Below are 21,082 nucleotides of genomic sequence, written 5' to 3' on the forward strand. Positions count from 1 at the left end.
GCCCGTGCCCCACCGCCCCGCCGGGAACGGAGGCCCCGTGTCCGACGACCCGACCACCCCGCCCGCCACCTCCCCACCCGACACCCCGCCGGCAACCGCCTCCGGCGCCCCGGTACCACCCGCCGACCGTCCCACCGGGCTCTCCGCCACCGCACTGCCCACCCGGCGACCCCCCACCGCCCCGCCGAACCACCCCACCGACCAGCGCAAGCCCCACCTCCTCGCCGGCCGGATCACCCGCGGCGGCTCCGGCCCGTGCTACGGCCTGGTCACCGACGACGACCGGGAGTACGCGCTGCACGGCCCGGGCATGGGCACCTTCGCCGCCGGCACCACCGTGCTGGTCACCGTCGGACCGGCCGACCCCGCCGCCTCCTGCGGCCCCGGCACCCCGGCCAGCATCGTGAAGATCAGCCCGGTCGGCTGACCACGACGCGCCGGTCCCGGCCCTCCCCAGGGGTCGGCGGAACGGCCGACCGGCACCGGGGTCCTAGGCTGTGCCCCATGACCGAGCAGCGTGGCGGACCCGTCGACGAGTCCTGCGTCCTCACCGAGGGGCCGTGGACGCACCGCTTCGTCGGCGCGAACGGCAGCCGGTTCCACGTCGTCGAGGCGGGCACCGGCCCGATGGTGCTCTTCCTGCACGGCTTCCCCGAGCACTGGTGGGCCTGGCACGAGATGCTCCCGGCCGTCGCCGACGCCGGCTTCCGGGCCGTCGCGGTGGACCTGCGCGGCTACGGCGCCAGCGACAAGCCACCCCGGGGGTACGACGGCTACACCCTCGCCGCCGACGTCGCCGGCCTGATCCGGGCCCTCGGGGAACGCTCCGCCACGGTGGTCGGCAACGGATCGGGTGGGCTGATCGGCTGGACGGCCGCCTCGTTCCACCCCGCCCTGGTCCGCCGGCTGGTGGTGCTCGGCGCGCCGCACCCGCTGCGGCTGCGCGCCGCCATCTTCGCCGACCCGCGCGGGCAGTTCGCCGCCTCCACCCCGGCGCTGAAGTTCCAGCTCCCCCGGTACGAGCACGTGCTCACCCGGGACGGCGCCGTCGAGGTGGCGGAGATGCTGCGCCGCTGGGGCGGGCCGCGGTGGGTGGCCGGCCCGGAGTTCGCGCCGTACGCGGAACGCTGCCGGGAGGCGATGTTGATCCCGCAGGCCGCCTTCTGCGCCCTGGAGGGCTACCGGTGGGCCTTCCGGTCGGTGCTACGGCTGCACGGCTACCGCTTCGTCCGGCTTATGCAGAAGCCGCTGGTCACCCCGACCCTGCAACTGCACGGGGATGCCGACGTCGCCTCGCTGCCCCGCACCGCGCAGGGCTCCGGCCGGTACGTCACCGCCCCCTACGAGTGGCGGCTGCTCGACGGGGTCGGGCACTTCCCGCACGTGGAGGCCCGCGACGTGGTGCTCGGCGAGATCCTGCGCTGGACGAAGTCGTGACCGCCGGTCGGCGCTCGATCGCCGGCCCGGCTCAGACCCGCTGCTCGCGCAGGTCGGCCACCTCGGCGGCCGGCGCCCAGCCCTGGTAGACGCCGAAGTCGAAGACTTCCAGCCCCATCGCCCGGGCCACCGGCCAGCGGCCACCGGTGTACTCGACCCGCAGCCAGCCGTCGTGCTCGCCGAGCACGATGAACGGCTGCCCCTGCCAGGTGCAGGTGGTCCGCACGTACGCCAACTCCTCGACCTCGGCGGCCGGGACGACCCGGACGTGCCGGCCGGGGCGTACCTCCTCGAAGCCGTCCGCGGGCTCCGGCTGGTAGATCCGGACGTCGTCGCCGTCCGGGCTGCCCTGGTACTCCCGCCCGCGCCACCGGGCCACGTAGCCGTCCCGCGTCACGACTCACCCACCTGTCGCCAGAGCAGCGCGTCGGTGTCCAGGACGGCGATCACCCGTTCGGTGCCGTCCGCCCCGATCCGCCAGAGCTGCGCGCCGTGCGGCAACCGGGCGCTGTCCACCTTGAACTCGGCCACCACGTCGCTGCTCTCCCCCGGGGCGAACCCGTTGCCCCGGAACGGCGCGCGTTCGATCACCCAGCCCTCCATGGCCCGCATCGCCGCCTCGTTCTGGCCGCCGTACGGGATCCGGTAGAGGCTCGGTCGGTACGCCGGCCAGCGCAGCACGTAGGTCGCCTCGGCGTCCCGGGCGAACGGCGAGTCCGGGTAGCCCAGGCCGAGCGCGTCGTGCAGCTCGGCCGGGGTGGTCAGGTGGGCCAGTTCGCCGGCCCGGTGCACGAAGCCGGAGACCCGGTCGTAGCCGCGCTCCAGGTAGTAGGCGAGCTGGCTCGGGGCGATCGCCTTCTGCATCACCACCGGGCGGGACGGGTCGACGACCGGCGGGGCGTACCGGGTGCGCTCGGCCGGGGCCTCGGTCCGGGCGGCCTCCGGCTCGACGTCCGCCTCGTCGCCGAGCCCCACCTCGGCGGCCCAGTTGGCCAGGGCCATGATCTGCTCGCCGGGCAGCTTCGCGCCGACGGGAGTGCCGGGGTTGACCGCGAACGACCAGCTCGGGTCCGACCAGCGCCGGATGAGCTGGACGAACCGGACCTCGATCGTCTCGACCGGTGGTACGTCGTGGTCGGCGAGCCGCTCCGGCGAGGTGTAGACCACCACGTACGTCTCGCCGTCCGTCGTCCCGGTGCGCCACTCGAAACCCGGCTCGCCGGGGCGGCTGCCGGACGCCGAGTCGGGGTGCACCGGAAGCAGCACCCGGGCCAGCAGCAGGGTGGAGAGGAACGTGTCGGTGCTGCCGGTGCCCGCCGCCTCCAGCAGGTTCTCCTCCACCGCGTTGGCGGGCTGGAAGGGCTCCTCGGCGGGGGCGGGGGGCGTGACGCCGGGCGGGTCGGCCACCGGGGCGGACGCCGACCCGGGGCGGTCACCGGGAAGCGGGAGCGTCGGCTCGGCACCGGTCGCCGGGTCCGGCACCGCCGGGTCGGTGACCTGGACCGTCGGTGTCGGGTCGACGGTCGGCGGGGCCGTCGTGGGGACGTCCGGCCGGGACACCGTCACCGGTTCGCCCGCCACCGCCGGGGCGGCCGGGCCGGGGCCGGCCGCGGACGGCGGTGCGGGGTCGGTCGACGGTCGCGGCGCGGGCCGGGGATCCGCCGGTGCGGTGGCCCGGGGGGCGTCGGCACCCGGGCGCGGGCCGGTGGCCGGGGTGACCGTGACCCGCTCGGCGGCCGGCGTCCAGAGGTCGTCGGGGGCGGGACGGGGTGGCCCGGGCGGCTCCGCTGCGGCCGGCGGTGGGGCCGGCCGGGACGTGCCCGTCGCGGGGCGGACGGGGGTGAACAGGTCGGCGTTCCCGTTCAGGTTGACCGTGTCCTCGGCGTCCGACCGGTCGGTGGGCGGCCCGGGCGGCGGCGCGACCGGCAGGTCACGGGACTCCAGGATCACCCCCTCTATCACGATGGGCGTGAACCCCCGCCGTGCGGCGGGCGGCCCGGAGACCGGTTCGGCGGCGGACGGGGGTGCGTCCGCCGCCTCGTCCACGGGCCTCGGGGCCTTTGGTCGGGCGGTCGGTTCGGTCAGCCGCCGGTCCTGCTCCGCCGGCGGGTCGGCCGGGGCCGGGCTCCGGCGCGGCAGCGCCTGGCTGGCCTCCTCGGCCGGTGCCTCCACCCGGAACGCCCGGGTGGGCTCCTCGGCCAGCCGGTCCGGTCGCTGGCCGGCCGTCGCCCCGCCCGGGCCGGGGATCGGCTGGGTGGGCTGCTCGTCCGGCCCGCCGACCCGGAATGCCCGGGTGGGGTCGTCGTCGACCGGCTGGCCGGACGCCGGACGACGCCGGGGGAACGGCTGGCCGCCCAGGCCGGGCCGGGTCGGTGGGGCGGCCCGCTCGCCGCCGCGCAGCGGGTTGTCCCGCAGTGACCGGGCGGCACCCCGGACAGCGGACGGTTCGAAGAACGAGGTGCGCCCGTTGGCCGGTCCGGCGGCGGACTCCTCGCCCAGCAGCCGGCGGCGGGACACCGTCGGCCAGCCGGCGTTGGCCGGGCCGGGAGCGGTGGGGTCGGCGGCCGGGGTGGCGGCGGTCGGTCCCGCACCGGCCTCGGCCGGGACGGTGTCGGGCTGCGACGTCCGCGCGGCCGGGCGGCTCCGCTCCTCCGGTGTCGGCGTACGGGCCGGTCGGGCGACGCCGTGGGCGATGCCCCCGGCGGACGGGCCGGCGTCCGGAACAGCGCCGACGGCGGTGGACTGCGGCACCGGGCGGGACTTCACCCAGGGGGCCACCGGTGGGGCGGAGAGGTCGGCCGTCGGTTCGGCACCGGGCGTCCCGTCGGCCGGGTTCCGGGCGGTGGCCTCCGCGCGTTCGAGCCGGGCCCGGGCACCCATGGTGCGACCGGGCAGCCGGACGTCGCCCCGGGAGAGCTGGGAGACGAACCAGGCGGGCAGGTAGCCCTCGATCGGCAGGCCGGGGTTCACCGCCAGCCACCACTCGTGGTTGGGCCACTCGGCGGCCAGCTCGGCGTAGCGGCTGCGCCGGCTGGGGCCGGCGGTGGCGCCCAGGCAGACGTGCATCGCGGCGGCCGAGGTGAAGGCCAGCACGTGGGTCCGGCCGCCGGTGCTCCAGGTGCCCCAACCCATCGGCACCTCACCGGCGAGGGCCTGGGCGGAAACCGGGAGGAACAGGTCGGTCCGGGCCAGGATCCGGAAGTAGAGTTCCTGGTCGTTGGCGCGTAGCGCGTCCCGCAGCGCGGTCTCGGCCTCGGTAGCCGGCTCCCAGTCGGTCACGGCCACCTCTCCTCCCCGGTCATCAGGCCATCGCGTACAACCTACAAGGTGAAAACAGGATCACAATGGGCTGGCCATCGGCGGCCCGCCCGCCGCCGGCCGAAGCGTTAACATCCCGTTCCGGAGTCGACACGATACGGAGGCGGTCGATGTCCCGACCCGGCACCCGACCGGCCCTCGTGGCCCTGGCGGCGGCCCTGCTCACCGCCCTGCCGGCCGGCATCGTGTCGTCGGTCACCCCGGCCCGCGCCGCCCCGGCCTGTGCCACGCCGCCCGCCCCGGCCCGGCCGGTCGCCGCCGCCCCGTGGCCCCAGCGGCGGTACGCCCCGGAGCGGCTCGCGCCGCTCGCCACCGGCACCGGGGTCACCGTGGCGGTGGTCGACTCGGGCGTCGACCGCCGGCACCCGCAGTTGCGCGGCCGGGTGCTCGACGGCGCGGACTTCCTCGACCCGGGGGGCGACGGCACCCACGACTGCGCCGGCCACGGCACCGGGGTGGCCAGCATCATCGCCGCCGGGGAGACCTCCGGCGTGGCCTTCCGGGGGCTCGCGCCCCGGGCCCGCATCCTGCCGGTACGGGTCAGCGAGCAGCAGGTCGTCGACGGGCGGGAGTCGGGACGTACGGTCAGCGCGACCGGTTTCGCCGAGGCCATCCGGTGGGCGGTGGACCACGACGCCGACGTGCTCAACCTCTCCGTGGTGCTGTACGCCGACGACCCGGCGGTGCGGGCGGCGGTCGACTACGCGGTCCGGCGGGACGTGGTCGTGGTGGCCGCCGCCGGCAACCTGCACGACAGCGGCGACCCGCGCCCCTACCCGGCGGCGTACGACGGGGTGCTCGGCGTCGGGGCGGTCACCGCGCAGGGCTCCCGCGCCCCGTTCTCGCAGACCGGCCCGTACGTCGACCTGGTGGCCCCGGGCAGCGACGTGCTGATGGCCGCCCCGGGGCAGGGGCACCAGCGGGCCGAGGGGACCAGTTACGCCGCCCCGTTCGTGGCGGCCACCGCGGCGCTGGTGCGGCAGTACCGGCCGGAGTTGACCGCCGCACAGGTGGCGCGGCGGATCGTCGGCACCGCCGACCCGGCACCCGGCGGCGACCGGGGCGGCTACGGGGCCGGGGTGCTCAACCCGTACCGGGCGGTGGTGGAGACCGGTGCCGGTCCGGTGCCGGCCGCCCGGCCGGTGGCGGCGCTGCCGGCGGACCGGCCCGACCCGGCGGTGCTGGCCCAGCGGCACCGGCGTGCGGCGGCCCGGGACCGGGCCCTGCTGGTCGCCACGGTCACCGGCGCGGTGGCGGCGGTGGCGGTCCTGCTGGCCGTGGTCCTGCCGTGCGGTGCCCGCCGCCGCTGGCACCCGGCCGGCCCGGCCTGACGGTCACCTCCGGCGTGGACCGGTCGACCCGCGGCCGAACGGACGCCGACGGCGGCGGCCCGCCGACGGCGTCCGCCGGGGATCGCCGGGGATCGCCGGTGGCGCCGGGATCACCCCGGCCGACCCGGCCCGGATCCGGCTCGCTCACTGGAACAGGCCGACGTTCCGCTTCTCGGTGTTGAGGTAGTCGGACGCGGAGTCGTCCACCGCGAGCTTGATGTCGCGCAGCATGGCCTGGAGGTCCTGCGAGGCCGAGCGCCACCGCGCCTGGCGCTGCTCGTACGCCTGCCGGGCCTCGCCGTCCCAGCCGGCGACCAGCGGGGCGGCGTCCCGCTCCAACTGGCCGAGCTGCGAGTCGAGGGTGTTCAACGCCTTCTGGATGTCCGCGCCGGCCTGCTGAAGCGCGGCGAAGTTGACGACCAGCACACCGTGGTCCATCGGATGCTCCCCTCCCCGGGATCTGGTTACAGCGGCAGTTGGATGCCGCGGTTGGTGCCGGCGACCCGGCCGGCGGCCTCGGTGTCGGAGACGTCGTACTGCCGGCCGGCGGTGCGGAGCGCCGACGCGGTCTCCCGCAGGGCCCGCTGAAGGGCCGCCTGGTCCTGCGCCCACTGCTGCTTGACCTGCTCGAACGAGCGCCCGCCGGCACCCCGCCACGCCTGCTGCAACACCTCCAGCTCGGCCATCAGGCCGCTCAGCATGGTCTGCAACGACTGGTCAACCTGCTCGAACTTCGCGGCGGTCTGCTGCATCACCGCGGCTTCTGCCTGGGTCTGGGACACCCGGACGTCACCTCGTCTCCTTGGTCGTGGCTGACCACCGGCCGTCCACCCCGGACGGCCGGCGCCGATCAGGGGCGCGGACCCGCTGGTGGCCCCGGTCAGCGGAACTCGTCGCTGACGGTAGTCGCCTGGTCCCGGTTGTGCTACCCCGACGCTCTCCCCTGTGGACAACCACGGTCACCACCGGACCCGCGAGCCCACTACCATGGGTCACCCCGCCGTCGCAGTGCGGTCCACCTCCGGTGTGGACCCCGGGTGGCGGCCCGACAGGTGGTACGGAGGAGGCGCGGTGACCGCGAGCACGACCGGCCACCCGGCCCGACGTCAACCGTTGCCACCACAGTGGATCCCGTCGGGGCCCCGGCCGGCGACCGTCGTGCGTACCGGTCAGGTGGTCGCCGCGCAGGTCGCGGTGGCGTTGCCCGCCGCCGCGTACGGCCGTGGGGCCGGGCCGACCGTGCTCGCCGTGGTCGCCGCCGCCACCCTGGCCGGCGTCACCTGGGGCCGCTGGCGCGGGCGCTGGCTGTTCGAGTGGCTGGGCACCGCCGCCGGGTACGTCACCCGACGCCGCGCGCTGCCCGCCGACGCCGGGCCGGCGACGCTGTTGGGCCTGGTGCTCCCCGGAGCCGCGCTGTGCCCGATCGAGCTGGCCGGCGGCCCGGCGGGCGCCGTTGACGACCGCACCGGGCTGACCGTCCTGCTCGACCTCGGCGATCCGGGTGACCTGCTCGGTGACGGCCCGCAGACGTTGCCCGCGCCCGCCACCCTGCTGCCGCCGGCCGGGCCGGAGCACCCGCCCGCCCGTATCCAACTGCTGCTGCACGCCCTCCCGGCACCGGCTCCCGGCACGGCCGGCGGCACGGCGGGCACCTCGTACCGGCAGTTGACCGAGGGGCGGCTGCCGGGGCAGGAACGGGCCCTGCTCGCCGTCCGGGTGCTGCGGGTGCCCGGCTGGTCCGACGCCGAGCTGCGCCGGGCGCTCGCCGGCACGGTGCGCCGGATCGTCCGGCGGCTCGGGCCGGTCCCGGCCCGTCCGCTCGGCGAGCACGCCGCGCTGCGCGTCCTGTCCGAACTCGCCCACCACGACGGCGGCCGGCCGGTACGGGAGAGCTGGTCGGCGGTGCGCGTCGGCGGCCTGTCCCAGGCCGGCTTCCGGCTGGTCCGCTGGCCCGACGCCCGCGCCGACCCCGGCCGGCGACTGGTGACGCGGCTGCTGGCCCTGCCGGTGACGGCCACCAGCGTGTCGCTCTGCGCCGGCCCGCGCGCCGACACCGGGCCGGCACCCACCGAGCTGACGGTACGGCTGGCCGCCTGGACGCCGGCCGAGCTGGAGCTCGCCGCCGAGGGGCTGCGCCGGCTCGTCGTCGACGCCGGCGGGGAGCTGCGTCGGCTCGACGGCGCGCACCTGCCCGGCTTGGCCGGCACGTTGCCGCTGGCGGTGTCCGGCGTGGTCCCGGCCGCCGGGCCGGGGGCCGAGCCGCCGGAGTTGACCCTGGGCGGGGCCGGGCTGATGGTGGGCGCCAACCGGCACGGCGGGGCGGTGACCGTGCGGCTGTTCCGCGCCGAGGGCACCCGGCTGGTGCTGGTCGGCGGGCTGGCGGCGGCGCAGTTGCTGGTGCTGCGGGCGCTGGCGCTGGGTGCGGGGGTGGTGGTGCAGACCGGTCGGCCGCGCGCCTGGGAGCCGTTCGTCCGGGGGGTGGGTGGTCAGCAGGGCGGCGTGGTGGTGGTCCCGCCGGGGCGGCCGGTGGGGGTCGACGGCTCGCCGCTGCGACCGCTGCTGGTGGTGGTCGACGCGGGCGCGGCGGCCGACGAGCCGTCGCCCGGGCCGGGCTGGGTGTCCACTCTGGTGGTGCGGGACGAGCTGACCGCCGCGGACGCCGACACCCTGGGCCGGTCCGACCTGGCAGTGCTCCAGCCGCTCGGCCCGCAGGAGGCCGCCCTGGCGGGCGCGGCGCTGGGCCTGGGTGGTTCGGCGGAGTGGCTGACCCGGATCCGGGACGACATGGTCGCGGTGGTGAACCGCCGGGCGTTGCGCTGGGCGCTGCTCTCGCCCACCCCGATCGAGTCGCAGTTGGTCGGCCGGCCCGGCCGCCGCTGATCCGGGAGGTCGCGGAGGGTTCCCCGGGTGGATCCCGCGTGGCACGATCCCGGCCATGGGTTTTCTGAAGGGTCTTCTGATCCGGCTGGCTTCCACGGCGGTGGCCTTCTGGCTGGCGACGTTGCTCATCCCGGGCATCTCCCTGGACACCGGCTCGGCGGTCGAGGCGGTCACCACTCTGGTGCTGGTCTCGGTGATCTTCGGGGTGGTCAACGCGGTGCTCCAGCCGATCATCAAGACCGTCGGCTGCGGCTTCTACCTGCTCACCCTCGGTCTGATCGCGCTGGTCGTCAACGGGCTGCTCTTCCTGCTCACGAGCTGGATCGCGGATCAGGCCGACCTGCCGTTCCACGTCGACGGGTTCTGGCCGGAGGCGGTGCTCGGCGCCCTCCTCGTCGGCATCGTGACCTGGCTCCTCGGCGCCATCCTCGACCGGGACTGACCCGGCGACCGCCCGCGAAGCGGGTATGCCGCCGGGTCATGTTCGTGCCGTGGCGGTATGCCGTACTAGCGTGGCGGGGTGCTCTCTCTGACCCACCCCGACGGCCATCAGCTCAGCACCGACCCGGCCCGGATCGACCTGGACCGGGTGCACCGCTGGCTCTCGACCGACGCCTACTGGGCCCTCGGCCGCAGCCGGGAGACGGTGGCCCGGGCCTTCGCCGGGTCGATCCCGTACGGCGTCTACCGACCCGGGGACGGCGCGCAGGTCGCGGTCGCCCGCGCGGTCACCGACCGGGCCACCTTCGCCTGGCTCTGCGACGTCTACGTCGCGCCCGAGGCGCGGGGGTACGGGCTGGGCACCTGGCTGGCCGGGGCGGTCCGCGACCACCTCGCCACGTTCGGCGTACGCCGGATCGCGCTGGCCACCCACGACGCCCACCAGGTGTACGCGAAGGTGGGCTTCGCCCCGGTACCGCCGGATCGGTGGATGGAGTGGGAAAACGGCCGGTGACCCCGCTCACCGGAAAGGATCCTGAGCCCACCTCACCCCTTACGGTGGAGGGGTGACCCCGCTCCGGCTCGGCTACCTCTACGGCATCGGCGCGTACCTGCTGTGGGGGTTCTTCCCGATCTACCTGAAGCTGCTCCGCCCGGCCGGGCCGGTGGAGATCCTGGCGCACCGGATCATCTGGTCGGTGCTCTTCGTGGCGCTGCTGCTCGCCGCCCTGCGTAACGTCGGCTTCCTGCGGGCGCTGGCCCGCCGCCCCCGGACGCTGGCCGGGATCGGCCTGGCCGCGGCGCTGATCGCGGTGAACTGGGGCACCTACATCTACGGGGTGAACTCCGACCGGGTGGTGGAGACCGCCCTCGGCTACTTCATCAACCCGCTGGTGTCGGTGCTGCTCGGCGTCTTCGTGCTGCGGGAGCGGCTGCGTCCGGCGCAGTGGGCGGCGCTCGGGGTCGGCGCGGCGGCGGTCGCGGTGCTCACCGTCGACTACGGCCGGCTGCCGTACCTGGCGTTGACCCTGGCCGTCAGCTTCGCCGGGTACGGGCTGGTCAAGAAGCGGCTCGGGCTGCCCGCCGCGGAGGGGCTCTTCGTCGAGTCGGCCGTGCTGGCGCTGCCCGCCCTGGCCTACCTGGGCTGGCTGGCGAGCCGGGGCGGGTCGACCTTCGGGCACGGCTCGGCCGGGCACACCGCGCTGCTGGTGGCGGCGGGCGCGGCGACCGCGATCCCGCTGCTGCTCTTCGCCGGCGCGGCCAACCGGCTGCCGCTGACCGCGCTCGGCATGCTCCAGTACGTCGCCCCGATCCTCCAGCTCGGCTGCGGTGTGCTGATCTTCCACGAGCCGATGCCTCCGGCCCGGCTCGCGGGGTTCGCCCTCGTCTGGGGCGCGCTGGTGATCTTCACCGGGGACGCGCTGCGGCACGGCCGGCGTACCCGGGCCGCCACCCGCGCCGCCGCGCCGCTCACCGCCGCCGCCCGCTGAGCACCGCCGCCCGCCCGGCGGCAGGCGACGGGTGCGGGTCGGGACGTTCGGTGCGCCCCACCGATCCGCCGGGGTCAGCGGACGTCGTAGCCGAGCACGGCGGTGCCGTCGGCGCGGAGCAGCTCCAGCCGGACCAGCTCCGCGCCGGTGAACCGGGTCGAGCCGGTGAGGTGCACGTCGTCGCCGGGCGCGGCCAGCCAGGAGGCGATCTGCTCCGACGCGTCGTCCGGGCCGTACGCCACCAGCCGGAAGGTGTACGCCTTGCCGTAGCCGGCCGTCGCGTCGTACCCGCAGTGCATGGTGACCTCGGTGCCCCAGCCGGTGCCGGTGAGCCCGATCTCCGCGCGTACCGCCGGGGTCCGGGCCGACACCGGCTGCATGGCGACCATCCGCACCGCCTGCACGGTCGGTGCGGGCGGCGTGGCCGGGCCCAGGGCGGTCGCCCCGCCGTAGCCCACCACCAGGGCGAACGCGGCGGCGACGAGCGCGACCAGGGCGTACCGGCGATGCTGGCGGGACCGCTCGCGTCGCCGGCGGTCCCGGGCGACGGCGATCAGGTCGGGCACCCGGCTGGACTCCGGCGGGGGCGGCAGGAACTCCTCCAGCGCGGCCGGATCGAGCCGACCCAGCAGGCCCGGCAGCACGGCGATCTCGGCGACCGCCTCCCGGCAGGCCGCGCAGCCGGCCAGGTGCCGTTCGTACGCGGCGCGGTCGGCGGGGGCGAGCGCACCCAGCACGTACGCGCCGTCGTCGTGCGCGAACTCACAGCGGGTCATCCGGTCACCCCCATCTCGGCCAGGACCAACCGTAGTGAGCGCAGCGCGTAGTGGGTGCGGGACTTGACCGTCCCCGCCGGCACGCCCAGCCGGGCAGCCGCCTCGGCCACCGAACGGCCCTGGTAGAAGCACTCGACCAGGACCTCCCGGTGGGTGGGGCTGAGCCGGTTCAGTGCCTCCGCGACCGTCCACGCCTCCACCGCGCGCTCCGCTTCGTCGACCGCCTCCGGCGGCTCGGGCAGGTCGTCGGTGAACACCTCGCCGACCCGGGTCGACCGCCGCCGCCAGGCGTCGATCGCCAGGTTCCGGGCGGTCGTGAAGAGCCAGGCACGGACCGAGCCGCGTCGCGGGTCCAGCGACTCCGGGTGCCGCCAGGCCCGCAGCAGGGTCTCCTGGACCAGGTCCTCGGCCCGCGTACGGTCGCCGTTGACCAGCCGCATCGCGTGCGCGAACAGCGCCTCCGCGTGCTCGTCGTGCAGCGCGCGCAGCAGTTGGGCGTCATGGTCGCTGATGGCGATCTCCTCGCTCTCCGCGGCGACTCCGGCGAAGGTGTCCGCCCGTGGATACGCGCCGTGCCGTCGATCGGTTCACCTGCCACTGCTGTTCACACACGGTTCACATCGAGTCCGGTGGCCGCTCACCCCGCCCTGGCAGCGTGCGGCCGGTACGCACGTCGATCAGGTGAACGGCGTGCCACCGACCTTGCTTCCAGGAGGCTCCTTCCATGAGCGACCGTCCTCGGCTGCTCCCGCTGCTCGGTGCCACCCGGCACGGCAGCCGCGATGCGATGACCTGTCTCTACCGCTGCGGCAACGCCTGCGATCACCCCGTCCCCAACACCTCCGACAACGCGTACTTCGGTGACCTGGTCGAGACGGAGGTGTCCCGGCGTGGCGTGGTCCGCGCCGGCGCCGTCGGCGCGCTGGTGCTCGGCTTCGGCGGTGCCGCCGCCGGCGCGCTGGCCGGGGCCGCCCCGGCCGGGGCCGCGCCCGCCACCCCCGTGGTGCCGGAGGTCGCCGACCCGACCGCGCCGCAGCGCGGCGTCGGCAGCGGCGCGCTGACCTTCAAGCCGATCCCGCCGAACCAGCTCGACACCCTGGTCGTCCCCAACGGGTACGACCACTCCGTGGTCATCCGCTGGGGTGACCCGGTGCTGCCCGGCGCGCCCGCGTTCAACCTGCACGGGCAGACCGCCGCCGCCCAGGCGAAGCAGTTCGGCTACAACAACGACTTCGTCGGGGTGCTGCCGCTGGACCGGCGGGGCAAGCAGGCGCTGCTCGTGGTCAACCACGAGTACACCAACGAGGACCTGATGTTCCCCGGCTTCACCGGCCTGGACAACCTCACCGTGGAGCAGCTCCGTACGGCGATGGCCGCGCACGGGATGTCCGTGGTGGAGCTGGAGCGGGTGGACGGCACCGGGCAGTGGCGGCCGGTCGCCACCGGCCGCCGGCCGTACAACCGGCGGATCACCGCGCTGAGCACCAAGTTCGACCTGACCGGCCCGGCCGCCGGCGCCACCTGGCTGCGTACCGCCGCCGACCCGAAGGGTCGTACGGTGGTCGGCACGCTGAACAACTGCGCGGGCGGGGTCACCCCGTGGGGCACCGTGCTCTCCGGCGAGGAGAACTTCAACCAGTACTTCGTCGGCGGCGACGCGGTCTCCGAGGCGGAGAAGGTGAAGCTGGCCCGCTACGGCATCACCACCACCGCCCGCTACCCCAGCGGCAGCCGCAAGTGGGAGCGCGCCGACGAGCGCTTCGACCTGGCGAAGCACCCGAACGAGGCGAACCGGCACGGCTGGATCGTCGAGATCGACCCGTTCGACCCGGAGAGCCGCCCGCGTAAGCACACCGCGCTGGGCCGGTTCAAGCACGAGGGCGCCAACGTCATCGTGGCCGCGAGCGGGCACGTCGTGGCGTACATGGGTGACGACGAGCGCTTCGACTACCTCTACAAGTTCGTCTCGGACAAGAAGTACATGCCGGGCGACTCGTGGGTGGCCCGCAAGCACAACCTGACGCTGCTGGAGTCGGGCACCCTCTACGTGGCCTCGTTCGCGCAGACCAGCGCGGCCGAGATCGACGGCTCCGGCAAGCTCCCCGCCGACGGCGCGTTCGACGGTCGGGGCCGCTGGATCAAGCTGGTCAGCGGCAACAAGTCGTACGTCGACGGGATGACCGCGGTCGACGTGCTCACCTTCACCCGGCTCGCCGGCGACAAGGTCGGCGCGACCAAGATGGACCGTCCGGAGGACGTCGAGCCGAGCCGGCTCACCGGCAAGGTCTACGTGGCGCTGACCAACAACACCGACCGGGGCAAGGCCGGCAAGGCCCCGGCCGACGAGATCAACCCGCGCAACCTCAACAAGCACGGGCAGATCCTGGAGCTGGTCGAGGACCGCGCCGACAACACGGCGGAGACCTTCGCCTGGTCGCTGCCGATCGTCTGCGGCGACCCGACCGACCCGTCGACCCACTTCGCCGGGTACGACAAGAGCCGGGTCTCGCCGATCTCCTGCCCGGACAACGTCGCCTTCGACGCCACCGGCAATCTCTGGATCGCCACCGACGGCAACGCGCTGGGCAGCAACGACGGCCTCTTCGCCACCGCCGTCGAGGGTCCGGAGCGGGGGCACCTCAAGCAGTTCCTCACCGTGCCGTTCGGCGCGGAGACCTGCGGCCCGTTCATCACCGGCGACAACCGGTCTGTCTTCGTGGCCGTGCAGCACCCCGGCGAGATCACCGGCGCCTCGGTGGAGAAGCCGGCGTCGACCTGGCCGGACGGCGACTACGCCAAGCCGGGCGTGGTGGTCGCCTGGCGGCTCGACGGCGGCCCGATCGGTAGCTGACGTTCCGCACGGCGGTCCGGCGTCGGACCGCCCACGAAGGCCCCCTCCCTGCACGGGGAGGGGGCCTTCGGCCGATCTGCGCGAGCGCTCAGGTGTCGGCGGCGATGCCGTCGGCGACGGCGCGGGCGACGGTGAGCAGCTTGGCCCGGACCACCCGGGCCGAGGTCATCATCTCGCTGGCCGGCAGGGCGCAGGCCAGCACGACCCGACGCTCCAGGTCCTTGTCCGGGGTGACCAGCACGGCGGCGCAGGCCACCCCCTGCCGGAACTGCCCCAGCTCCAACTGCATGCCCCGCCGGTCACCGGCGGCCAGGTCGGCCTCGAACGCCTCGACGGTGGTCAGGGTCGCGCTGGTGAACGGCCGCATGCCGTACTCGCGCAGGTAGCGGAAGCGCTGCTCGGCGCTGAGAGTGGCCAGCAGCGCCTTGCCGAGGGCGGTGGCGTGCGCCCCCTCGTCGAAGCCGGGGACCAGATCCTCCAGGTACGGCGAGCGGGCCCCCTCGGCGACCGCCGTGACGGCCACCTGCCCGCCCACGAACCGGCCCAGGTAGTGGCTCCACCCCGTGTCGGCGGCGGCCCGCCGCAGCGCTTCCCCGACGGCGGCCGGACCACGGAACGCCGTCACCAGCTCCCGGTACCGGTCGGCGATCTCCAGACCCACGATGTAGGTGCCGTCCTCCCGGCGGATCACGTAACCCTCGTAGGCCAGCGTGCGCACCAGGTGGTAGGTGGTGGCGACGGTCAGCTCACAGCGCCGGGCGATCTGCTTGACGGTCAGCCCCTTGGGGGCACGCCCGACCGACTCAAGCACGCGTAGCGCGCGGGAGACGCTCCGGATCAGGTCCGAAGGCTCCGCCAAGGGGTCACGCACAACCACCTCCGCAGCCGGGGACTTACACCATATGAAAAACCAGCCTGGGACGGAACGCCCGTTCGGGTCGAGGATGCCAGATCAGGCGGTATCCGGCGTGTCGTCGTGGCACACGCCGACGGCTGTCGGGATGCGGACTCGCGTAGGTTGGCGAAACGATGACCGACACCGCGCTCAGCCCCGCCCCGAGCCGGCCGTCCGTACGCCCCCTGCGGGCCGGCGCCGGTGCCGTCGCGACCACCATCGCCAGCGTCCTGCCCGTCTTCCTGGTCGGCGGGCTCGCCGTGCAGATGGGCGACGACCTGGGCTTCTCCCCCGCCGGGCTGGGGCTGGCCGTGTCGGTCTACTTCGGCGTCAGCGCCGTCGCCTCGGTGCCGTCCGGCCGGCTCGTCGAACGGGTCGGCCCGGCGGTGGTCGCCCGCGTCGGGATCCTGCTCGCCGCCGGCTGCCTGCTCGCCATCGCCGTACTGGCCCGGTCGTACCCGGTGCTGGTCGGCCTGCTCGCGCTGAGCGCGACCGGCAACGCGCTGGGCCAGTTGGCCAGCAACGCGACGCTGGCCCGGCACGTGCCGCCCCGGCGGCAGGGCCTCTCGTTCGGGGTGAAACAGGCCGCCATCCCGGTCTCCACCCTGCTGGCCGGCGCGGCGGTGCCGGCCATCGCGCTCACCGCCGGCTGGCGCTGGGCGTTCGTCGCCGCCGCCGGTGCCGCGCTGGCCGCGCTGCCCGCCGTACCGCCGGGGGAGGCCGGACCGGCGCGGGAGCGTGCCGTCGGGCGCGGTGGGCGGGCCACCACGGCCCTGGTGGTGGTCGGCCTGGCGGCCACCCTCGCGGCGGGGGCCGCCAACGCGCTGGGCACCTTCGTGGTGGACTCCTCGGCGGCCCGGGGGCTGGCCCCCGGGCCGGCCGGCCTGGTGCTCACCCTGGGCAGCGCGGTCTGCGTGGCCGCCCGGGTCGGCGCCGGCTGGCTCGCCGACCGCCGGGAGAGCGGCCACGTCGCGCTGATCGCCGGGATGCTGCTGGTCGGGGCGGTCGGCCTGGGGCTGCTCGCCGTGGCCGGCGCGGCGCCGCTGACCGCCGGGGTGGTGCTCGGCTTCGGGTTGGGCTGGGCCTGGCCCGGCCTGATGAACTTCGCGGTGGTCCGGCTGCACCCGCAGGCCCCGGCCGCCGCCACCTCGATCACCCAGACCGGGGTGTACGCCGGTGGCTGCCTCGGCCCACTCGGCCTCGGCGCGCTGGCCGGCGCGGCCGGCTACCCGGCGATGTGGCTCACCGCGGCGGTGGCCATGCTCGCCGCAGCGGCCCTGATGCTCACCGGCAGCCGGATGCTGGTCCGCCGCCCCTGACCGGCCGCCCGGCGGGGTGCCGGTGCCGACAGGTCAGCTCGTGCGGTCGGCGATGTAGTCGCAGAGGGATTCCAGGGCACGGCGGGCCGGGCCCTGCGGGAGCGGGGCGAGCTGCGACCGGGCGTCCTCGGCGTAGCTGCGGACCGTCTCCCGGGCCCGCTTGAGCGCCGGGGACTCCCGCAGCAGGCCGAGCCCCTCGGCGTGCAGCGCGTCGTCGACCAGCGGGCCGGTGGCCAGGATCTCCCGCAGCCGCACCGAGGCGGCGTCGGAGTCGTCGCCGGCCAGGGCGTACAGCACCGGCAGGGTCGGCACCCCCTCCCGCAGGTCGGTGCCGGGCGTCTTGCCGGACTGCACCGACTCGGAGGCGATGTCGAGCAGGTCGTCGGAGAGCTGGAAGGCCACCCCGATGGTCTCGCCGTAGCCGGCGAGCGCCTCGGTGTGCTCGGTGGACGCGCCGCCGAACATGCCACCGAAGCGGGCCGACGTGGCGATCAGCGAACCGGTCTTGTCGGCGATCACCTTCAGGTAGTGGTCGACCGGATCCTCGGTCCGGGGGCCGACCGTCTCGGCGATCTGACCGTGCACCAGCCGGGCGAAGGTGCGCGCCTGGAGACGCACCGCCTCCGGGCCCAGGTCGGCGGCGATGTCGGCGGCCCGTGCGAAGAGGTAGTCGCCGACCAGGATGGCCACCGAGTTGGTCCAGCGGGAGTTGGCGCTCGGGGCGCCCCGCCGCACGGCCGCCTCGTCCATCACGTCGTCGTGGTAGAGGGTGGCCAGGTGGGTGAGCTCCATCACCACGGCGGCCGGCACCACCTGCCGGCCCGCCGGGTCGCCGAACTGGGCGCCCAGGGCCACCAGCAGCGGACGGAACCGCTTGCCGCCCGCCTCGACCAGGTGCCGGGCGGCCTCGGTGACGAGCGGGTCGGCGCTGGCCACGCTGGCCCGCAGCTCGACCTCGACGTCGTCGAGCAGGCCCAGCACGGACGCCTCGACGCGCGGATCGGCGAGGTGTACGCCGAGCGCGCCGACCTGACCCGTACCCGCCCGGCCCCGACGCCCGCCGGAGCCGACGGCACCTGAACGCTCGCCCGCCGGAATCACCACGCCATCAACCATGCCACACCCGTCCGACCTGCTCCGGGGCGGGGATACGGACGCGGGGCCGGTGCGCCCCCGCGCACCGGCCCCGCGTCCGGAAAGAGTGGATCACCGTACGAACGCTGCGGCGTCCGTTGCCAACTCCAGCAGCGGTGCCGGGGCCACCCCGAGGATCAGCGTGGCGGCCACCCCGATCATCAGGGCGGTGGCGGTCAGCCCACCCGGCACCGCGACGGTCGGGGTGGAGTCGCCCGGCTCGGACAGCCACATCATCACCACGACCCGCAGGTACGGGAAGGCCAGCACCATGCTGGTCAGCACGCCGGCCACCACCAGCCAGGCGTGCCCGCTCTCCAGCGCCGGGCCGAAGACCGCGAACTTGCTGGTGAAGCCGCTGGTCAGCGGGATACCGGCGAAGGCCAGCAGGATGAAGGTGAAGACTCCGGCGTAGAACGGCGACCGGCGGCCCAGCCCGGCCCAGCGGGACAGGTGGGTGGCCTCCCCGTCCGCGTCCCGGACCAGGGTCACCACGGCGAACGCGGCGAGCACCGAGAAGCCGTACGCGGCCAGGTAGAACATCGTGCCGGAGACGCCCTCCCCGGTGGGGGCGAGCACCCCGACCAGCAGGTAGCCGGCGTTGGCGATGGACGAGTACGCCAGCAGCCGCTTGATGTCGGTCTGGGTGACCGCCAGCACCGCGCCGACCAGCATGGTGAGCACCGCGACCGCGCCCAGCACCGGGGTGAAGTCCCAGGCCGCCTGGTCGAACGCCACGTGGAAGACGCGCAGCAGGGCGCCGAACGCGGCCACCTTCGTGCAGGCCGCCATGAAGCCGGTGACCGGCGTCGGTGCGCCCTGGTAGACGTCCGGCGTCCAGACGTGGAACGGTGCGGCGGCGGCCTTGAAGAGCAGGCCGATGGCGAGCAGCGCCATGCCGGCGAAGAGCAGCAGCTCACTCGACGGGGACTCGCTCACGGCGGCGTGCACGGTGGCGAAGTCGACCCCGGCGGCCCGGTCCGGCATCCCGGCGGTGAAGCCGTACACCAGCGCCACCCCGAACAGGAAGAACGCCGACGCGTACGCGCCGAGCAGGAAGTACTTCATGGCTGCCTCCTGGCTCAGCAGCCGCCGGCGACGGGCCAGCGCACAGAGCAGGTAGAGCGGCAGGGAGAAGACCTCCAGCGCGATGAACATGGTCAGCAGGTCGTTCGCCGCCACGAAGATCAGCATGCCGCCGATCGCGAAGGTGGTCAGCGGGTAGACCTCGGTCGCCCCGTTGCTCCCCTCGGCCTGCCGCCGGTCGTCGGCCGACTCGGCGGTCACCGCGGCCTGGGCGACGAACGCGCCGCCGCGCTCCACCGTGCGGTCGCCGATCAGCAGCAGGGCCATCGCGGCGAGCACCAGGATGGCGCCCTGGAGGAAGAGGGTGGGGCCGTCCACGGCGATCGCGCCGCCAGCGGTGATCAGCCGGTCGTCGGCGTTCAGCACCACCATCACCAGCGCCGCGAGCACCGCCAGCAGGGCCAGCGTGAGCTGCACCAGGTGCCGGCGGCGGCGGGGCACGAAGGCCTCCACCAGCACGCCCAGCAGGGCGACCCCCAGCATGATCAGGATCGGAGCGAGCGCCGCGTAGTCGATCGACGGCAACTTGAGCTCGGTCACTTCGCAGCCTCCTGGACGCTGCCGACCTCAGGGGCGGGATCGGTCTTGCCGACGTCCTGCATGGTCGCCTGGACGGCGGGGTTGATGACATCGGTGACCGGCTTCGGGTAGAAGCCGAGCAGCACGATCAGGGCGATCAGCGGGGCGACCACGACCTTCTCGCGCAGGCTGAGGTCGCGGCGCATCGCCTCGACCTCGGTCAGCTCCGGGTTGAGCGTGCCCTGCGTGGTGCGCTGCACCATCCACAGCACGTACGCGGCGGCCAGGATGATGCCCAGGGTGGCGATCACCGCGACCGGCTTGTTCACCGTGAAGGTGCCGATCAGCACCAGGAACTCGGAGACGAACGGCGCGGTGCCGGGCAGCGCCAGCGAGGCCAGGCCGGCGAAGAAGAGCACCCCGGCCAGCAGCGGCACCAGCTTGCCCGCCCCACCGAAGTCCTTGATCAGCGACGAGCCCCGGCGGGCGATGAGCATCCCGACCACCAGGAAGAGCAGGCCGGTGGCGAGCCCGTGGTTGAGCATGTAGAACACCGCGCCGGTGCCCGCCTGGGTGGTGAAGGCGAAGATGCCGACCCCGATGAACCCGAAGTGCGCGATCGAGGTGTACGACACCAGCCGCTTCAGGTCGGACTGACCGACCGCCAGCAGCGCGGCGTAGATGATGCCGATCAGGCCCAGCGCCAGCGCCCACGGGGCGAACCACTTCGACGCCTCGGGGAACAGCGGCAGGCAGTAGCGCAGGATGCCGAACGTGCCGACCTTGTCCAGCACACCGACCAGCAGCGCGGCGGCGCCCGCCGGGGCGGCCCCACCGGCGTCCGGCAGCCAGGTGTGGAACGGGAAGAACGGCGCCTTGATCGCGAAGGCGAGGAAGAAGCCGAGGAAGAGCCAGCGCTCGGTGCCGGTGGAGATGTCCACCTGGGTCAGCGCCTGCCAGTCGAAGGTCTTCCCGCCGACCACCCACAGGCCGATCACCGCGGCGAGCATGAACAGGCCGCCGACCAGCGAGTAGAGGAAGAACTTCACCGCCGCGTACTGCCGCTGGTGGCCGCCGTAGCTGCCGATCAGGAAGTACATCGGCACCAGCATGACCTCGAAGAACACGTAGAACAGGAAGACGTCGGCGGCGGCGAAGACGCCGATCATCGTGCATTCGAGGACGAGCAGCAGGGCGAAGTAGACCGGCACCGACCGCTTCGACGACTCCGCGTCGTGCCAGGACGCCAGGATCACCAGCGGCACCAGCACCGCGATCAGCATCAGCATGACCAGCGCGATGCCGTCGACGGCGAAGGTGAAGTTGACGTCCCAGGTCGGGATCCACGGGTACGACTCGCGGAACTGGAGCCGGTCACCATCGGCCTGGAAGGTGACCCACATGACCACGGAGAGCGCCAGCACCAGCAGCGACCAGCCGAACGCCACCTGCTTGGCCAGCTCGGGCCGGCGGCGCGGCAGGAAGGCCACGACCAGGGCGCCGACCAGCGGTGCCACGGTCAGCACCGAGAGGAACGGGAAGTTGGACATTATGCGGCCTTACCTCCGTCGTCACTGCGTGGTCCGCCGGCGGGGGCGGCCGGGA

The 21,082-nt window shown here is 74.8% G+C and carries 18 protein-coding genes and 1 pseudogene; 9 read left to right on the forward strand and 10 right to left on the reverse strand.

The window, feature by feature from the left end:
• Nucleotides 1-37: 37 nt before the first annotated feature.
• A complete protein-coding gene (locus tag ACIQG9_RS10665; protein WP_400400168.1) occupies nt 38-427 on the forward strand; it encodes a hypothetical protein in 390 nt (129 codons plus the stop codon).
• Between the two features lie 77 nt (nt 428-504).
• Nucleotides 505-1,437: an alpha/beta fold hydrolase gene (locus tag ACIQG9_RS10670; protein ID WP_400400170.1), complete on the forward strand. Its 933-nt coding sequence runs from the start codon at nt 505-507 to the stop codon at nt 1,435-1,437.
• Nucleotides 1,438-1,468: 31 nt separating this feature from the next.
• Here the strand turns inward: ACIQG9_RS10670 and ACIQG9_RS10675 are convergent, their stop codons facing one another.
• Complete coding sequence (locus ACIQG9_RS10675) at nt 1,469-1,834, reverse strand: hypothetical protein (RefSeq protein ID WP_400400172.1); 366 nt, start codon at nt 1,832-1,834, stop codon at nt 1,469-1,471.
• Nucleotides 1,831-4,716 carry an SseB family protein gene (locus ACIQG9_RS10680; protein ID WP_400400174.1) on the reverse strand — a complete coding sequence of 962 codons (2,886 nt, stop codon included), beginning with the start codon at nt 4,714-4,716 and terminating at the stop codon, nt 1,831-1,833. The genes ACIQG9_RS10675 and ACIQG9_RS10680 overlap by 4 nt, the downstream gene beginning before the upstream one ends.
• Nucleotides 4,717-4,865: 149 nt before the next feature.
• On the opposite strand from ACIQG9_RS10680, the gene mycP reads away from it, so the two are divergent.
• Nucleotides 4,866-6,086: a type VII secretion-associated serine protease mycosin gene (gene mycP / locus ACIQG9_RS10685; RefSeq protein ID WP_400400176.1), complete on the forward strand. Its 1,221-nt coding sequence runs from the start codon at nt 4,866-4,868 to the stop codon at nt 6,084-6,086.
• A 144-nt stretch (nt 6,087-6,230) separates the two neighbouring features.
• Here mycP and ACIQG9_RS10690 read toward each other — a convergent pair whose 3' ends face one another.
• Both ACIQG9_RS10690 and ACIQG9_RS10695 read right to left on the reverse strand, forming a co-directional pair.
• Nucleotides 6,231-6,524 (reverse strand): WXG100 family type VII secretion target, encoded by a 294-nt coding sequence (locus ACIQG9_RS10690; protein ID WP_400400178.1) that lies wholly within the window; start codon nt 6,522-6,524, stop codon nt 6,231-6,233.
• Between the two features lie 26 nt (nt 6,525-6,550).
• A complete protein-coding gene (locus tag ACIQG9_RS10695; protein WP_400400180.1) occupies nt 6,551-6,868 on the reverse strand; it encodes a WXG100 family type VII secretion target in 318 nt (105 codons plus the stop codon).
• Nucleotides 6,869-7,157: 289 nt separating this feature from the next.
• Between ACIQG9_RS10695 and eccE the strand changes: the two genes are divergently transcribed.
• The 4 genes and pseudogenes from eccE to rarD all read left to right on the forward strand — a co-directional run bounded on the left by eccE (nt 7,158) and on the right by rarD (nt 10,897).
• Nucleotides 7,158-8,966, forward strand: a complete 1,809-nt coding sequence (eccE, locus tag ACIQG9_RS10700; protein ID WP_400400181.1) for a type VII secretion protein EccE — start codon at nt 7,158-7,160, stop codon at nt 8,964-8,966.
• A 55-nt stretch (nt 8,967-9,021) separates the two neighbouring features.
• Nucleotides 9,022-9,408: a phage holin family protein gene (locus tag ACIQG9_RS10705; protein WP_400400183.1), complete on the forward strand. Its 387-nt coding sequence runs from the start codon at nt 9,022-9,024 to the stop codon at nt 9,406-9,408.
• Nucleotides 9,409-9,486: 78 nt separating this feature from the next.
• Nucleotides 9,487-9,977: pseudogene (locus ACIQG9_RS10710) on the forward strand (GNAT family N-acetyltransferase).
• Entirely contained in the window at nt 9,974-10,897 is a 924-nt protein-coding gene (gene rarD / locus ACIQG9_RS10715) for an EamA family transporter RarD (RefSeq protein WP_400400185.1), read from the forward strand. Before ACIQG9_RS10710 ends, rarD begins: the two are co-directional and overlap by 4 nt.
• 74 nt (nt 10,898-10,971) lie before the next feature.
• Here the strand turns inward: rarD and ACIQG9_RS10720 are convergent, their stop codons facing one another.
• Together ACIQG9_RS10720 and ACIQG9_RS10725 are read right to left on the reverse strand one after the other, a co-directional pair.
• On the reverse strand, nt 10,972-11,673 hold the full coding sequence (locus tag ACIQG9_RS10720; protein ID WP_400400187.1) for an anti-sigma factor family protein: 702 nt from the start codon (nt 11,671-11,673) through the stop codon (nt 10,972-10,974).
• The gene (locus ACIQG9_RS10725) at nt 11,670-12,164 is read right to left on the reverse strand and encodes a sigma-70 family RNA polymerase sigma factor (protein WP_400400944.1); all 495 of its coding nucleotides are present in this window, start codon (nt 12,162-12,164) and stop codon (nt 11,670-11,672) included. The genes ACIQG9_RS10720 and ACIQG9_RS10725 overlap by 4 nt, the downstream gene beginning before the upstream one ends.
• 233 nt (nt 12,165-12,397) lie before the next feature.
• Between ACIQG9_RS10725 and ACIQG9_RS10730 the strand changes: the two genes are divergently transcribed.
• Entirely contained in the window at nt 12,398-14,524 is a 2,127-nt protein-coding gene (locus tag ACIQG9_RS10730) for a PhoX family protein (protein WP_400400189.1), read from the forward strand.
• A gap of 88 nt (nt 14,525-14,612) precedes the next feature.
• On the opposite strand, the gene ACIQG9_RS10735 is transcribed toward ACIQG9_RS10730, so the two are convergent.
• Nucleotides 14,613-15,395 carry an IclR family transcriptional regulator gene (locus ACIQG9_RS10735; protein ID WP_400400190.1) on the reverse strand — a complete coding sequence of 261 codons (783 nt, stop codon included), beginning with the start codon at nt 15,393-15,395 and terminating at the stop codon, nt 14,613-14,615.
• Between the two features lie 158 nt (nt 15,396-15,553).
• Between ACIQG9_RS10735 and ACIQG9_RS10740 the strand changes: the two genes are divergently transcribed.
• Nucleotides 15,554-16,738, forward strand: coding sequence for an MFS transporter (locus ACIQG9_RS10740; protein ID WP_400400192.1), 1,185 nt, complete (start codon nt 15,554-15,556; stop codon nt 16,736-16,738).
• 33 nt (nt 16,739-16,771) lie between these two features.
• Here the strand turns inward: ACIQG9_RS10740 and ACIQG9_RS10745 are convergent, their stop codons facing one another.
• The 3 genes from ACIQG9_RS10745 to ACIQG9_RS10755 form a co-directional block, all read right to left on the reverse strand.
• Nucleotides 16,772-17,854, reverse strand: coding sequence for a polyprenyl synthetase family protein (locus ACIQG9_RS10745; RefSeq protein WP_400400194.1), 1,083 nt, complete (start codon nt 17,852-17,854; stop codon nt 16,772-16,774).
• A gap of 90 nt (nt 17,855-17,944) precedes the next feature.
• On the reverse strand, nt 17,945-19,498 hold the full coding sequence (gene nuoN, locus ACIQG9_RS10750) for an NADH-quinone oxidoreductase subunit NuoN (RefSeq protein WP_400400196.1): 1,554 nt from the start codon (nt 19,496-19,498) through the stop codon (nt 17,945-17,947).
• A complete protein-coding gene (locus ACIQG9_RS10755; RefSeq protein WP_400400198.1) occupies nt 19,495-21,027 on the reverse strand; it encodes an NADH-quinone oxidoreductase subunit M in 1,533 nt (510 codons plus the stop codon). Before ACIQG9_RS10755 ends, nuoN begins: the two co-directional genes overlap by 4 nt.
• Nucleotides 21,028-21,082 lie beyond the last annotated feature (55 nt).

Origin of the sequence: Micromonospora sp. NPDC092111 (assembly GCF_044755745.1) — a bacterium.
Taxonomy (GTDB): domain Bacteria; phylum Actinomycetota; class Actinomycetes; order Mycobacteriales; family Micromonosporaceae; genus Micromonospora.